Here is a 12969-nt window from a genome sequence, read left to right as displayed (position 1 = left end):
CTTGGAGACTGAGATGTCGAGGGCATGGCCGACCGTCATCGCCGAGATCCCCGACAGCGTCAGGCACTCAGCCTGGGTCGTGTCTTTCGGATCTTGCCGGGCCCGCGCTGCCCGGCACCGCGCCTCGCCGCGTTGTCGGGGCTCCCGCGTTGTCCAGTGCGCGGGGAGCTCCTCCGCCTTGCGGGGCACGGCACCGGACAACGGGGGCTCGGCCGACAACATCCGAAAGACACGCCCTAGGCGACGTTCGGGTTGGCCGGCTGTTCTGAGCCCGCCGTCACCCGGCGGCCCTTGCCGCGCTTGACGAGGACCACCGTCTTCATGGTGACCCCCGGGTGGTTCGGGGTGTAGTACGCGCCCGTCCAGTAGTCGTGGAAGGAGGCCACCGTGCCGATCGTGTACGTCATCGGGTTCGCGGACGTCTGGCCGCTTCCGGCGAAGGCCTCCATCGTCACCGTGTCCTGGCCGTCCATGCCCACCACCGCTGCGGCGTGGTACTGCGACATGATCTGCTCCCCGGGGTTCATGGCGAGCATCAGGTAGGACTGTCCCACCACCGGGCTGGCGTCGCGGTCCGTCGCCCCCTGGAAGTCGCCTGCGCGGTCGCGGTTCTGCTCGTCCGACATGCCGAAGGCCTTGAGCCCGGCGCTCGTACGGACGTTGCTGTTCGCGCCGTCGGCCAGCTCTCCGACGGCGTTGTGCATGATCTCCTCCGCCGTGTGGAGGCAGTCGTCCAGGATGCTCCGCGCCAGCTCGTGCTCCTGGTACAGCTCCGTGCCGCCGAACAGGGCCTGCTGCGCCGTGCTTGTCGGGCGCAGGGCCGGGGAGTAGGACCCCGCGGGCGCGCTGACGCGGATCCAGATCGACGTGGCGTCGTCGCTCGGGACGGCGAAGACGCCGTTCGCCGAGACCGTCATGGGCTGCTGGTTCGGGCCGGCCTGGGCCGCCCAGCGCTGGACCGACTCCTGGGCCGCCCCCTGGTCGGCCCGGATCGCCTCCTGTGCGTGCTGCTCGGTCCTCGGCGCCGCCCCGCTCATGGCGCGGCGCGCGTTGCTCTCCGCCTCCCGCTCGAAGCGGTCGGAGGGGTCGGAGACCCGCAGGCCCGCTCCGTTGTCCGTACCCGCCACGGGGCCCTGGCGCTGCTGGATCACGTGGGTGAGTTCGTGGGCGAGCGTGAGCTTGTCGGCGCCGCCCTCCCCGATCACCACGTGGTTCCCAGTGGTGTACGCCCGAGCGCCCACCTCGGCCGCCGATGCCTTCGCCGCGCTGTCGTCGTGGATGCGGACGTCGGAGAAGTCGGCGCCCAGCCGGCTCTCCATGTCCGCGCGCGTGCTGCCGTCCAGCGGCCTGCCGCCGGCCCGCACCACGTCGTGGACGGCCGAGCGCTGGACCGGCGCCTCCTCCGCCTCGTGGCCGCACCCCGCACCGTGCCGGTGCGGCTGCTGCTTCAGACGCTGGACGACCACCGCGTTCCCCACCGTCGCCTGCAGCCCGAGGAGCCCGGAGGCCTGTGCGGGTGGTGCGGTGACCGGCCTGCGGGCCGTCGACCGGGCGTCCTCGGTGGCGTTCGACCTGACCTTCGCGTGGTCCTGCACTGGCGCTTCCTTCGTCGGAGAATCGGAGCCGAACGTGATGCCTGCGTCCTGCGTACGTCTCGCGTACGTCCTTGTCCTGGATACGCCGGGCGACCCCGCGGACGCCAGGTATCCGAGGGCAGACTCGACCGGCCGTGAGGGCAGTCTCGGTTCCTCCTGAAGAACTCGACCTCCACCAGCGCCGGCGCCACATGACGGCCCGGGGTGAGCCCCGCCGCCTCACGGATCACCAGCCGCACCGACACCACGTCGCCGTACCCCGTCTGGATGGTCTGCGGGGCCGGCTTGTCGGCGAGAGGTATCCACAGGCTCGATCGAGAGCATTCCGTCCCCCAGCAGCCCCACCGGTTCGGCGCTGTCCGCCACGGCCTGGACCAGCAGGCTCTCGCGCGGGCAGCCGCACAGCGTCGGGACCTCTCGCGGCAGCGGAGGCGGGTCCATGAACAGGCCCTCGGCCTCGACGCACCGCCCCCACAACACGCCGTCCTCCTCACCGTGGTCGAGACGAGCGTCGAGCTCAGGTCGATGTCGATGTGGTGCGCGCGCGAATGCGGTGCGCGGTCCGCAGTCCCTGCTTGGCGGCGGTTGCCACGAGGCCGCCGAGGGTGGTTCTGGCGAGGTCGTGGGCGGCGAGGTGTTCCAGTGCCGGCAGGGCCCGGTCGTCCGCGGTGGAGCCGAGAGCGCGGCAGGCCAGTGCTCGGAGGTCCGGGTCGGGATCGGTGGTGAGGGCGATCAGGTCGTCCACCACCGGCGGGCCGAAGGCAGCGATCGCTGAGGCGAGATGGCTGGCCTTCGGGTTCCGGCGTTCCATCATGGCCTGCCAGAGCGCGGCGAGTGCCCGGTCGCCGCCGATTTGGCCGAGCGCCAGGGCGGCCTTGCTGCGTACCCAGTTGGTCTCGTCGTTCAGCCGGGCTGTCAGGGCGGGCACGGCGGCCGGTTCCTCAAAGAGGCCGAGCGCCTCGCAGGCACCTTCGCGGACCATCGGATCGGGATGCTCCAGCAGGGCGGTGATCAGCGGAACGGCCCGGCGGAAGCCGAGTTCGGCACAGGCGAGCGCCGACCACCGCACCCCGCGGTGCCCGGTGTCGGCGAGTGCGCGCAGGAGGCCCGGTTCGACGCTCGCGTCGCCGAACAGGGCGATCCGGTTGAGTGCCTTGGTCCAGACGGTGACATCCTGCGTCCGGTGGTCGGAGGCGACCTCTGACAGGGCCGCCCGGGCCTGCGGATGGCCGAGCTCGGCCCACTCCAGCAGGGCGTCGATCGCCCGCAGCCGGATCGTGCGGTTCCCGCTCAGCTCGGCGGCGTGGACGGTGACGAGGGATGTGGGCCCGTCCGGCGGGTGGCCGAGTGCGTCCCGGAGCGGGCCGGCGAGCGGTGGTTCGAGCTCGCCCAACCACAGGGCCAGTGGGCCGATTCGGGTGCCGACGTCCGCGTCGTAGAGGCCGTCGCCGCGCAGGTTCGCGGCCAGCTTGGCGACCGTACGGAACAGCAGCCATGCCTGGTCCGATGGGGAATCAGCGAGGGCGTCGAGTCGGCCGGACATCGCCGCGGTGACGGCGGTCGGCGGTCGACCGGTGGCCTCAAGGACCGCCTCCGCCCAGGCGAGTGGCTCGCCCTGACGCTCATAGAGCCGGCGACCCCACAGGCGGAGGACGGCGTCACGGTGGTCGGTCATCCGAGGATCGTTCCAGCAGGGAACACCGACGGCCAACGGGTTTTCCTCACGGTCGGTCGGGTGCCAGATCATTTGGGCACTACTCCGGCAGTTTTTGAGGCCGCGTCGTCCCAGGAACGGCTCGGCCGGAGGGTCGCTGGTCAGATCTGACCCGGCAGTCCGTCGGGTGGCGTGGCTGCTGCTTCAGGCTTGGTCACGTTCCAGAAGCTGGGCTTTGAGCGGGGAGACTCGCCGATCCAGGAAGCGTGTGTTGCAGCGGGCAGCTTGGAGGCGGTCTTCGAGTGTGCGGTTGTCCTGGGCCAGCTGGCGGAGGACGTCCTTGAGGGCTGTGTTCTCGATGGCGATGCGCTGGGCTGAGTCCTGTGGCTGGTGGGTTTGGTGCGCGTCTTTCAGGGCGGCTTCGGCGTTGAGTGCTCGGTCACGCGACCCGTCGCTGTCCCTGGGCGCGGGGACGGCGCGGTTGCCACCGCTGTCTCGGTCGATGTTCGCGGTGACGAGGGTTCGGGCTTCGGGGTGATGCCGGACGGAGCCGGTGCGGGGGAGATCATGTGCACCACTTCCGGGGGGTCTGCGGGGACGTTCCGTGTGGCCACACCGTAGGAGCCCGCAGGTCGGCCGCGCATGTGGCGGGACATCACATTGAGGCAGCACCTTGTGTACCCGACCGCCACACCGCCGGCATGGATGTCGGCGGCAGATCGCTCCCCCATGACGGAAGTCTTACGTCCGCGTGTGGGAGACGCCCCGGAGGGCCGGTACTGCGTAGCGTCCGGAGCATGCGCGTACTCGTCACCGGAGGAGCCGGGTTCATCGGCTCCCACATCGTCACCGCCCTCAAGGACCGCGGGCACGAGCCAGTCGTCCTCGACGCCCTGCTGCCCGCCGCCCACCCCGGCACCCCGCCGCTGCCCGACGCCGAGTTCGTCCGCGCCGACGTACGGGACGCCGACGCGGTCCGGGCCGCGCTGCGCGCAGTGGACGCCGTGTGCCACCAGGCGGCGATGGTCGGCCTCGGGAAGGACTTCGCCGACGCCCCCGAGTACGTCGGCTGCAACGACCTCGGAACGGCCGTCCTGCTGGCGGAGATGGCAGCCGCCGGCGTCCGGAGGCTGGTCCTCGCCGGGTCGATGGTGGTCTACGGCGAGGGACGGTACACCTGCGAGCAGCACGGGGTGGTGCGCCCCGGGCCGCGCCGGATCGACGACTTGAGGGCCGGCCGGTTCGAGCCCCGTTGCCCCGACTGCGGGGCAGATCTCGTGCCGGGTCTGGTCGGCGAGGACGCGCCGACGGATCCGCGGAACGTGTATGCCACGACGAAGCTGGCACAGGAGCACCTGGCCGCGTCCTGGGCCCGGTGCGTGGGGGGTCGTGCGGTCTCGCTGCGCTACCACAACGTGTACGGGCCGGGCATGCCGCGCGACACCCCGTACGCCGGCGTGGCGTCGTTCTTCCGCTCCTCCCTCGCCCGCGGGGAAGCCCCGCGGGTCTTCGAGGACGGCGCGCAGCGTCGCGACTTCGTGCACGTCCGGGACGTGGCCTCGGCGAACGCGGTGGCGCTGGAGGCCGTCGGCACCCGGCCGGCGGGCGCCCTGGCGGCGTACAACACGGGCAGCGGGGAACCGCACACGGTCGGCGAGATGGCCGCCGAGCTGGCCGCGGCGCACGGTGGACCGGACCCGGTGGTCACGGGTGAGTTCCGCCTCGGCGACGTACGGCACGTCACCGCCGACTCGGCGCGGCTTCGCGAGGAGCTCGGCTGGCGCCCCGTGGTCGGCTTCGCCGAAGGGCTGGCCGAGTTCGCGCGGGCCGGGCAGCGTGCGTCGGCGGGCGTGGTCGGCTGATCCCGGGAACCGGCCGGGCGCGGAGGTCCGTCTCGGCGCACGACGTCGAGGACGTTCCTCCGCAGGCCGTCGGCGCGGGCACGGACCGCATGCGCGCGGCTGCCGCACACCCACCGTGACCTCTGGCTGTGGATCACGGAGCAGTTCATCGGTCGTCACGATGCCGCTGCCGAGTGCGGCCGATGCGGTCTACGCGGGGGCCGGGAGGGTCAGTTCGAAGCGGCAGCCGCCGGGCACGTTGTGGACGTCGGCGTGGCCCGAGTGGGCCTCGACGATGCCCCGGACGATGGCCAGGCCGAGGCCCGCGCCCGAGGGCGGTGTGCGTGCCGGCGAGCCCCGCCAGCCGGTGTCGAAGACGCGGGGCAGGTCCTCCTCGGGGATGCCGCCGCAGGCGTCGGTGACGGACAGCACCACCGCGTCGGCGCGGCGTTCGGCGGCGATCGCGACGGTGCCGTCGGCCGGGGTGTGGCGGATGGCGTTGACCAGCAGGTTCGACAGGACCCGGGTCATTTCCTTGCCGTCGACCTCCACCGGCAGCGGGTCCACGGTCCCGCCTGCCAGATGCACGCCGTGCTGCCTGGCGAGGGCGTCGGCGCCCGCCAGCGCGTCGCCGACCAGGTCGTAGAGGGACATGCGGGTGGGGCTGAGCGAGAGCGCCCCGGCATGGATGCGGGACAGCTCGAACAGGTCGGTGACCATGGAGTTGAGGCGCTCCACCTCGGCGCGCATCTGCTGGTGGTAGCGGGCGGGATCGGCCACCACGCCGTCCTCCAGCGCCTCCGACATGGCGCGCAGCCCCGCCAGCGGGGTCCGCAGGTCGTGCGAGATCCAGGCGACGAGTTCGCGCCTGGAGGTCTCCAGGGCCCGTTCGCGTTCGCGCGAGGCGGCGAGGCGTTCGCCGGTGAGGGCCAGCTCGCGGCTCAGCGCGGCGAGTTCGGCGGGAGCGGGGGCGGCAGGTGCTGTGAAGGTCCCGGCTTCCCCGAAGTCGCGTGCCGCTCGGAGGAGTTCCCGGCAGCGCAGCACGACCTGGCGGCCCAGCAGCAGCGCCGTACCCAGCGATACGGCGGCGGCCATCGCGACGACCGTGGTCACCACGGCGAGGTCGTGGGAGGACAGGAACATGGCCCACGCCACCGTGAGCGTCCCGGCGAGCATCGCGGACACCGCGACCGCCGCGACGACGGCGAGGGAGACGGCGACGCTGCGTCGACGCAGTATCCGCAGCGCGACGGCGCCGAGCAGTCCCGCGGCCGCCGCGCCGAGGAAGGCGTACAGGGCGATGAGCAGCAGGTCACGCACGGCCGTCCTCCAGCGGGGCGACGCCCGGGGTGCTGCCGGACGGACGAGGGCCCGTCTCGAACCGGTATCCGGCGCCCCAGACGGTCCGGATCAGTTGCGGGTCGGCCGGATCCTTCTCGATCTTGCTCCGCAGGCGGCGGACGTGCACGGTCACGGTGGAGAGGTCGCCGTATTCCCAGCCCCAGACCTCCCGCATCAGCCGCTCCCGGTCGCAGACCTGCCCCGGGTGCCGCAGGAAGTACACGAGGAGGTCGAACTCCCGGAGGGTGAGGGCCAGTTCCGATCCGTCCCGGGTCGCACGGCGGGCAACGGGGTCCACGGCGAGGCCGGCAACCACGAGCGACGGTTCGTCGACCGGGGTCGTCGAGGAGCTCCTGCGCAGGATCGACCGTACGCGCAGGACCAGTTCGCGCGGGCTGAAGGGCTTGGTCACGTAGTCGTCCGCGCCCATCTCCAGGCCCAGGATCCGGTCGTCCTCGTCGCCGCGCGCGGTGAGCATGACCACGGGGACAGGGGGCCTCCCGGTTCCGCTGGCACGCAGCCGCCGGCAGACTTCCAAGCCGTCCATGCCGGGCAGCATCAGGTCGAGGACGACCAGGTCGGGACGGTGGCGGGCGGCGCTCTCCAGGGCGGACGGGCCGTCTTCGGCGCGCTGGACGGTGAAGCCGGCCCGCTGGAGGTAGCCGGCCACGACTTCCGAGACGGTCGGGTCGTCGTCCACGACCAGGACGCGTCCCGTGACGTCACCGGAGGTGTCCCCGGGACCGTTGCCGCTGCCGCTGCCGCTGCCGCTGCCGTTGCCGTTGCCGTTGCTGGTTGCCATGCCCCCAGGGTGGCACCGCGCCGCACCGTCCGGGCCCGCGCCCGCCGCCGTACGGCACGGCGTTCGCGATTCGTAAGGTCTTCGGGCGCCCTTCTGCGCCTTCCGGTTCCTACGGTGTGGAGGGTGACTCCTTCTGCTCGTCCGCCCCGCGCGGACCTCGTACTTCCCTGCCTCGACGAGGCCGAGGCGCTGCCCTGGGTGTTGGCGCGGGTGCCGTCCGGGTGGCGGGCCATCGTCGTCGACAACGGCTCCACCGACGGCTCGGCCGACATCGCCCGCTCTCTCGGCGCGACCGTCGTGCACGAGTCCCGGCGCGGATTCGGCGCGGCCTGTCACGCCGGACTGGCCGCCGCCCGCGCCGATTTCGTCTGTTTCTGCGACTGTGACGCCTCCATGGATCCCGGGCTGCTCGCCCCCATGGCCGGGCGGGTCGCCGCCGGCGAGGCGGACCTGCTGCTGGGCCGCCGCCGTCCTCAGGGGCGCGGCGCGTGGCCCGTCCACGCGCGGGCCGGGAACATCGCCCTGTCCCGGATGCTGCGCCGGCGCACCGGGCTGCGGCTGCACGACCTCGGGCCGATGCGGGTCGCGCGCCGCGAGGCGCTCCTCGGCCTGGACCTGACCGACCGGCGCAGCGGCTACCCGCTCCAGATGGTCGTACGGGCCGCCGACGCGGGCTGGCGGGTGGCCGAGACGGACGTCCCCTATCTGCCGCGTTCCGGGAAGTCGAAGGTCACCGGGACCTGGAGGGGCACCTGGCACGCCGTGCGCGACATGCGCCGGGTCCTGGCCGAGCCGCCGGTCACCCGCACCGCACCGACCGAGGGAATCTCCGCATGAGCACCCTCCTCGTCATCGCCAAGGCCCCCGTCCCCGGGCGGGTGAAGACCCGCCTGACCCCGCAGTTCACGCCGCAGCAGGCCGCCTGCCTGGCACGCGCCGCACTGGAGGACACCCTCGCCGCGGTCATGGCCACCCCGGCCGGGCGCCGCGTCCTGGTCCTGGACGGAGAGCCCGAGCCCTGGATCCCGGCCGGCATCGAGGTCGTCCCCCAGTGCGCGGGCGGCCTGGACGTCCGGCTGGCCGCGGCCTTCGCCCTGGCCGGCGGACCCGCCCTGCTGATCGGGATGGACACCCCGCAGGTCACCCCCGGCCTGCTCGCGCTCGGGCTCGACTTCGCGGAGGCGGACGCCTGGTTCGGGCCCGCCGACGACGGCGGGTTCTGGGCGCTCGGCCTGGCCGAACCCGACCCGGCCCTCCTGCTCGGCGTCCCCATGTCCGTGGCACACACCGGGCAGGTGCAGCGTCGCCGGTTGACCGGTGCGGGGCTGGCCGTACGGGACCTGCCCGAGCTGTGCGACGTGGACACCCCCGCCGATGCGGCACGGGTCGCCGCGACCGCACCGCGGACCCGCTTCGCCGCCCGGTACTCCGGCCTGTGCGCGGTGACGCGATGACCGCCCAGCTGACCGAGCCCGCCGCGCGGGCCTGGCGGGCCGACCCGTACGCCGACGCCCTGCGCGCCGGCCACGGCCCGCTCTACCTCCGGCGGCACGACGGCTGGCTGCTGCCCCTCGAAGTCGAGCGGTGGTGCGCCGAGCCCGACGCGGCCGACGACACCGTGCTGGCCCGATGTACCGGCCCCGTCCTCGACATCGGCTGCGGACCGGGCCGCCTGGTCGCCGCGCTCGCCGGGCTCGGACACACGGCGCTCGGGGTGGACGTCACCCCCGAGGCGGTGACCCGCACGGTGCGGGCGGGCGGCAGCGCACTGTGCCGGTCGGTCTTCGACCCGCTGCCCCGCGAGGGCGGCTGGGGCACGGTCCTCCTCATGGACGGCAACATCGGCATCGGCGGCGACCCGGCCGCCTTGCTGCGCCGGGCCCGCGAACTGGCCGCACCCGGCGGATCCCTCCTCGTCGAAGTGGCCACCGCCGACGTCGACGAACGCGTCGAGGTCCACGTCGAGGACGGCACCGGTGGCCGCGGAGCCTCCTTCTGGTGGGCCCGGCTCGGCACCCGCGCCCTGCACGCCGGGGCGAGGGCCGCGGGCTGGACCCCGTACGACATCTGGCAGGCGGCGGGCCGGCACTTCGTGCACCTGACCCGCTGACCGGCCGGGCCACGGAGAACCGCCGGGGTGGGTCCGCAGCGGCGCGGACCCCACCCCGGCGGTTGTCGTGCGGGACTCGTCGTCAGGCCCGGCGGCCGGCCCGGCGCGTCAGGGCCCGCAGGGCGGCGTGCAGGACGGTGACCAGTGCGACGGCCGCCATGGCCAGCAGCCAGTTGCGCAGGTAGTCGAGCGGCAGCACCGTCGGGTTGGCCGCGGGGCCGGGGCGCAGGAGCGGGGGAAGCGCGATCGCCGTCAGGGAGCCCGCGACGATCAGCGCCGCACGGGGGACGCCGCGCAGGCGCAGGCCCGCGGCGGCGGCGAGGGCCGCGACCGCGAACACGAGTGGTGCGACGAGCCCGTCGTGCACCGCGACCGCTCCCCCGAGCCACACGGCGATCCGCCACGGCTCGGGCTGCCGGAGCAGCAGCCATCCGCCCCAGGCCGCGCACAGCAGCCCGAGTCCGCCCGTCACGTGTCGCAGGCTCATCACGCGGCCTCCAGTCGGCCGACCCATTTGGTCTGGAGCACACCGGGCCGGTTCGGGGCGATGATCCGCGCCGGATAGCCGTGGTCCAGGGACAGCACCTCGCCGTTCAGGCGCAGCGCCAGCAGGGTGAGCGGGTCCTGCGCGTAGAGCCGGCCCATCTCCATGACGCGGTAGGCGCCCGCCGCTTCGAGGGAGACCACCCGGGCCCGCGCATCCGGTCCGGCGCCCGCCCGCTGCAGGAGGTCCCGTACCCGTACTCCGGTCCAGTGCGCGGACTTGCTCCAGCCCTCGACGCAGGCGATGGGCAGGGTGACGTCGTGCTGGGGCATGGCGCGCAGCTCCTCCAGCGTGAGGGTGTAGGGACGGGGCCCGTCCACGGTCAGCCGCCAGTCGGCCAGCGAGGCCCGGGTGACGCGTGCGGCTGCCGCCGTCCTGTTCACGGGGAGTCCCTGTACCCCGTGGGAGGGGCTGCGCGGGGCGAACAGGTCCAGCGCTCCGAGGGCGGTGACGGACTGTCCGACGGTGGTCAGCGTCACCGCACCGGCCGCGGCCGTGACACCGAGGAGGAGCTGACGCCGGTCGGGCCCGTCGGCCGCGGGCAGGGCCAGGGTTCCGGGAGAACGGCTCGTGAAGTGGTCCCGGATCTGCGGCCATTGCACGGCCAGGTGCAGGAGCAGCGAGCCGAGCAGGAGCCAGGCGACCGCGTAGTGCACGGGAACGAAGTTGAAGGGCCACGGGTACCACTGGAAGGTGTTCAGCAGGCCGGTGCACAGTTGGAACAGGGCGGCCGCGACGAGGACGGCCACGGAGATCCGCTCCAGGGCGTGCCGCAGCGAGCGCACCGGCGGCCATACGAACAGCCGGGGGTAGACCGCCCACAGCTTCGCCAGCAGCAACGGGACCGCCGCGGTCCCGGAGGCCACGTGGAGTCCCTGGGTGAGCCGGTAGCCCCAGTACGGTCGGGGCGGCAGCAGGTCGGCCAGCCGGCCCGGCGGGTGCTGGAGGTAGTGGCTCAGTACACCGGTCGCGAAGCAGACGACCACGGCCAGGCCGAGCCAGCGGCCGATCGCGGTCGCGGTACGGGCATCGTGCAGGCGCGCCTTGAAGGTGACGGGCGGCCCCGGAGGCAGGGTGAAACGCATGCCCCCATCACACCCCCGACGAGAGCCGCTCAGGTGGCTGGAACACCTTACGAAACACGGACGCCCGCGGCGCCACCCACCGCCGCAGGGCCGATTCCTGGAACGCTTCCGCAGGTGAACCCCCTTACCGCCCTCACTCCTCGCACCGCACTCGTGGCCAGTGTCCTCGCCCTCGCCGCACTCACGACGGCGCTCGCCCTCACCGTCCGGTACGGGGGCCGTTCCAGCGACCCCGTCGTGCTCTTCGGGTGGTATGCGCTCGGCTGGGCGCTCTTCGCCGTCGCTCTGCTCGCGCTGCGCCGGGCCCCGTCCGGCCGCCTCGCGTGGCTGATCGTCGCGGGGGCCGTCGCCGTCACGGTGACCGGGCTGCTGGGGCCCCCGCGGACCAGCACCGACTCCTATCGCTACGCCTGGGACGGCCGCGTCCAGTCCGCGGGCGTCTCCCCGTACGACCACACCCCGCAGGACCCGGCGCTCGCCCTGCTGCGTGACCCCTGGCTCTTCCCCACCGGCGCCGCGTGTGGCGGCCCGGACCTCGCGCCCATCCCTCCGAGCGGCGGCAGCCCCCACTGCACCCGTATCAACAGGCCCGCCGTGCACACCATCTACCCGCCTGTCGCCGAGGCGTACTTCCTGGCCGTCGACCGGCTGTCCCCCGCGGGCGCCCGGCACAAGCCGCTCCAGATCGGCGCGGCCCTGACCTCCCTCGGCGTCACGGGGGCGCTGCTCCTCATCCTGCGACGGCGCGGAGAGGACCTGCGCAAGGCGGCGTACTGGGCCTGGTGCCCGGCCGTTCCGCTGGAGGCGGTCAACAACGCGCACATCGACGTGCTGGGGGTGCTCCTCACCGTCGCCGGACTCGGCCTCGTCGCCTCCGGGGCCCTGACCCGTCGGGCGGCGGGCGGAGCGCTGATCGGCGCCGCCATCGCCACGAAACTGATGCCGGCCGTCGTCCTCCCCGGCGCACTGTGCGGAGTCCGGCGCGCCCGGGACGCCGCGACGGTCCTGCTGCCCGTCGCAGCCTCCGCCGTGTTCGCCTACCTCCCGTACGCCTTCCTCTCCCACGGCTCGGTCTTCGGCTACCTCGGCGGCTACGTCGAGGAGGAGGGCTACGACGACCCCTCGGCCGGGTCCCGCTACTCGCTCCTGCGCCTGGTCCTGCCCGACACCTGGGCGTTCCCCGTACTGCTCGTCGTCATCGCGGCCGTGGCCCTGTACGTGATGTGGCGCGGCGATCCGCGGCGCCCGTGGAGCGGCGCCCTGCTGGTCACCGGCTGGGCCTTCGTCCTCCTCACGCCCGGCTACTCCTGGTACGCGCTGCTCCTGATCGCGCTCGTGGCCCTGGACGGGCGCTGGGAATGGCTCGGGATCCCCCTCGCGGGCGCCGCCGTCTACGTCCTCGGCCCGGCCTTCGGCTATCAGCCGGCCCTGACCGACCTGGCCTACGGCGCCGCCACCGTCCTCGTCCTCGTGACGGACCGGCTCCGACGACGACCGGCCTCACCAGGAGCCGGAGGATCCGCACCGCTGCCCTCTCACGGTGTCGCCCGCTCCCCGCACCGCTGGGGCGCTTTGCGGGTGGTACCGCGGTCGACGCTCGGCAGGGTCGTTCAGGTCCGGGGCGGGGCAGCAGACGGGGCGGGTCAGAGCGCGAGGTAGGCCGTGACGGTCTTGCCGTGGGGGCCGGTACGGACCTCTGTGCGCTGGGACAGGCTGTTGACCAGCGCCCAGCCGAAGCCGCCCGGCACGTGCGCGGGGGTACCCGGGGAGCGCGGGAGCTGCGGGGAGGCATCGGCGACCTCGATGACCACGGTGCCGCCGTCGATGCGGACGCTGAAGCCGGTCACGCCGCCCGCGTGGCGGAGGGCGTTGGAGACCAGTTCGGAGACGACTATCAGCGCGTCGCCCACCAGGCCTTCGGCCTGGTGGGCGAGGGTGTGCCGGGCGATCTGACGGGCTTGCTCGCACCTCAGACGGGCCATCGGTTCAGACATCTG

At 73.5% G+C, this 12969-nt stretch carries 12 protein-coding genes; 5 read left to right on the top strand and 7 right to left on the bottom strand.

Translation table 11 applies throughout. From position 1 onward, the window contains the following. Nucleotides 1-236: 236 nt before the first annotated feature. Both IG86_RS39780 and IG86_RS0108000 read right to left on the bottom strand, forming a co-directional pair. Entirely contained in the window at nucleotides 237-1595 is a 1359-nt protein-coding gene (locus IG86_RS39780) for an eCIS core domain-containing protein (protein WP_051785025.1), read from the bottom strand. Nucleotides 1596-2112: 517 nt separating this feature from the next. Further along, nucleotides 2113-3270 (bottom strand): HEAT repeat domain-containing protein, encoded by a 1158-nt coding sequence (locus IG86_RS0108000; RefSeq protein WP_030895861.1) that lies wholly within the window; start codon nucleotides 3268-3270, stop codon nucleotides 2113-2115. Nucleotides 3271-4046: 776 nt separating this feature from the next. On the opposite strand from IG86_RS0108000, the gene IG86_RS0107990 reads away from it, so the two are divergent. Then, nucleotides 4047-5111 (top strand): NAD-dependent epimerase/dehydratase family protein, encoded by a 1065-nt coding sequence (locus tag IG86_RS0107990; protein WP_030895858.1) that lies wholly within the window; start codon nucleotides 4047-4049, stop codon nucleotides 5109-5111. Nucleotides 5112-5300: 189 nt separating this feature from the next. Here IG86_RS0107990 and IG86_RS0107985 read toward each other — a convergent pair whose 3' ends face one another. Further along, on the bottom strand, nucleotides 5301-6410 hold the full coding sequence (locus tag IG86_RS0107985; protein ID WP_030817770.1) for a sensor histidine kinase: 1110 nt from the start codon (nucleotides 6408-6410) through the stop codon (nucleotides 5301-5303). Beyond that, on the bottom strand, nucleotides 6403-7233 hold the full coding sequence (locus IG86_RS0107980) for a response regulator transcription factor (RefSeq protein ID WP_078905837.1): 831 nt from the start codon (nucleotides 7231-7233) through the stop codon (nucleotides 6403-6405). Before IG86_RS0107980 ends, IG86_RS0107985 begins: the two co-directional genes overlap by 8 nt. Nucleotides 7234-7356: 123 nt before the next feature. Here IG86_RS0107980 and IG86_RS0107975 point away from each other — a divergent pair, with 123 nt between their 5' ends. Genes IG86_RS0107975 through IG86_RS0107965 form a run of 3 tightly spaced genes read left to right on the top strand, consistent with a single transcriptional unit; the run spans nucleotide 7357 to nucleotide 9343 of the window. Beyond that, a complete protein-coding gene (locus IG86_RS0107975) occupies nucleotides 7357-8070 on the top strand; it encodes a glycosyltransferase family 2 protein (protein ID WP_030895854.1) in 714 nt (237 codons plus the stop codon). Further along, nucleotides 8067-8687: a TIGR04282 family arsenosugar biosynthesis glycosyltransferase gene (locus IG86_RS0107970; RefSeq protein WP_030817774.1), complete on the top strand. Its 621-nt coding sequence runs from the start codon at nucleotides 8067-8069 to the stop codon at nucleotides 8685-8687. Before IG86_RS0107975 ends, IG86_RS0107970 begins: the two co-directional genes overlap by 4 nt. Beyond that, on the top strand, nucleotides 8684-9343 hold the full coding sequence (locus IG86_RS0107965; RefSeq protein ID WP_030817777.1) for a class I SAM-dependent methyltransferase: 660 nt from the start codon (nucleotides 8684-8686) through the stop codon (nucleotides 9341-9343). The genes IG86_RS0107970 and IG86_RS0107965 overlap by 4 nt, the downstream gene beginning before the upstream one ends. Before the next feature lie 82 nt (nucleotides 9344-9425). On the opposite strand, the gene IG86_RS0107960 is transcribed toward IG86_RS0107965, so the two are convergent. Beyond that, on the bottom strand, nucleotides 9426-9830 hold the full coding sequence (locus IG86_RS0107960; protein WP_030895850.1) for a hypothetical protein: 405 nt from the start codon (nucleotides 9828-9830) through the stop codon (nucleotides 9426-9428). Further along, nucleotides 9830-10972, bottom strand: a complete 1143-nt coding sequence (locus IG86_RS0107955) for a molybdopterin-dependent oxidoreductase (protein WP_030817781.1) — start codon at nucleotides 10970-10972, stop codon at nucleotides 9830-9832. The genes IG86_RS0107960 and IG86_RS0107955 overlap by 1 nt, the downstream gene beginning before the upstream one ends. Before the next feature lie 114 nt (nucleotides 10973-11086). Here IG86_RS0107955 and IG86_RS0107950 point away from each other — a divergent pair, with 114 nt between their 5' ends. Further along, entirely contained in the window at nucleotides 11087-12631 is a 1545-nt protein-coding gene (locus tag IG86_RS0107950; RefSeq protein ID WP_078848413.1) for a glycosyltransferase 87 family protein, read from the top strand. Here the strand turns inward: IG86_RS0107950 and IG86_RS0107945 are convergent. After that, on the bottom strand, nucleotides 12616-12954 hold the full coding sequence (locus tag IG86_RS0107945) for an ATP-binding protein (protein ID WP_030895845.1): 339 nt from the start codon (nucleotides 12952-12954) through the stop codon (nucleotides 12616-12618). The genes IG86_RS0107950 and IG86_RS0107945 overlap by 16 nt on opposite strands. Nucleotides 12955-12969 lie beyond the last annotated feature (15 nt).

It is taken from the genome of Streptomyces virginiae, assembly GCF_000720455.1.
In the GTDB taxonomy this organism is placed as follows: Bacteria; Actinomycetota; Actinomycetes; order Streptomycetales; family Streptomycetaceae; genus Streptomyces; species Streptomyces virginiae.
Note: the sequence above shows the minus strand (reverse complement) of the source record. Positions and strands in the feature narration are given on the sequence as shown.

Coding starts and splice junctions, on each gene's coding strand:
- IG86_RS0107970 (WP_030817774.1), top strand. CDS start 8,067: ATGAGCACCCTCCTCGTCATCGCCAAGGCCCCCGTCCCCGGGCGGGTG.
- IG86_RS0107965 (WP_030817777.1), top strand. CDS start 8,684: ATGACCGCCCAGCTGACCGAGCCCGCCGCGCGGGCCTGGCGGGCCGAC.
- IG86_RS0108000 (WP_030895861.1), bottom strand. CDS start 3,270: ATGACCGACCACCGTGACGCCGTCCTCCGCCTGTGGGGTCGCCGGCTC.
- IG86_RS0107990 (WP_030895858.1), top strand. CDS start 4,047: ATGCGCGTACTCGTCACCGGAGGAGCCGGGTTCATCGGCTCCCACATC.
- IG86_RS0107955 (WP_030817781.1), bottom strand. CDS start 10,972: ATGCGTTTCACCCTGCCTCCGGGGCCGCCCGTCACCTTCAAGGCGCGC.
- IG86_RS0107980 (WP_078905837.1), bottom strand. CDS start 7,233: ATGGCAACCAGCAACGGCAACGGCAACGGCAGCGGCAGCGGCAGCGGC.
- IG86_RS0107945 (WP_030895845.1), bottom strand. CDS start 12,954: ATGGCCCGTCTGAGGTGCGAGCAAGCCCGTCAGATCGCCCGGCACACC.
- IG86_RS0107960 (WP_030895850.1), bottom strand. CDS start 9,830: ATGAGCCTGCGACACGTGACGGGCGGACTCGGGCTGCTGTGCGCGGCC.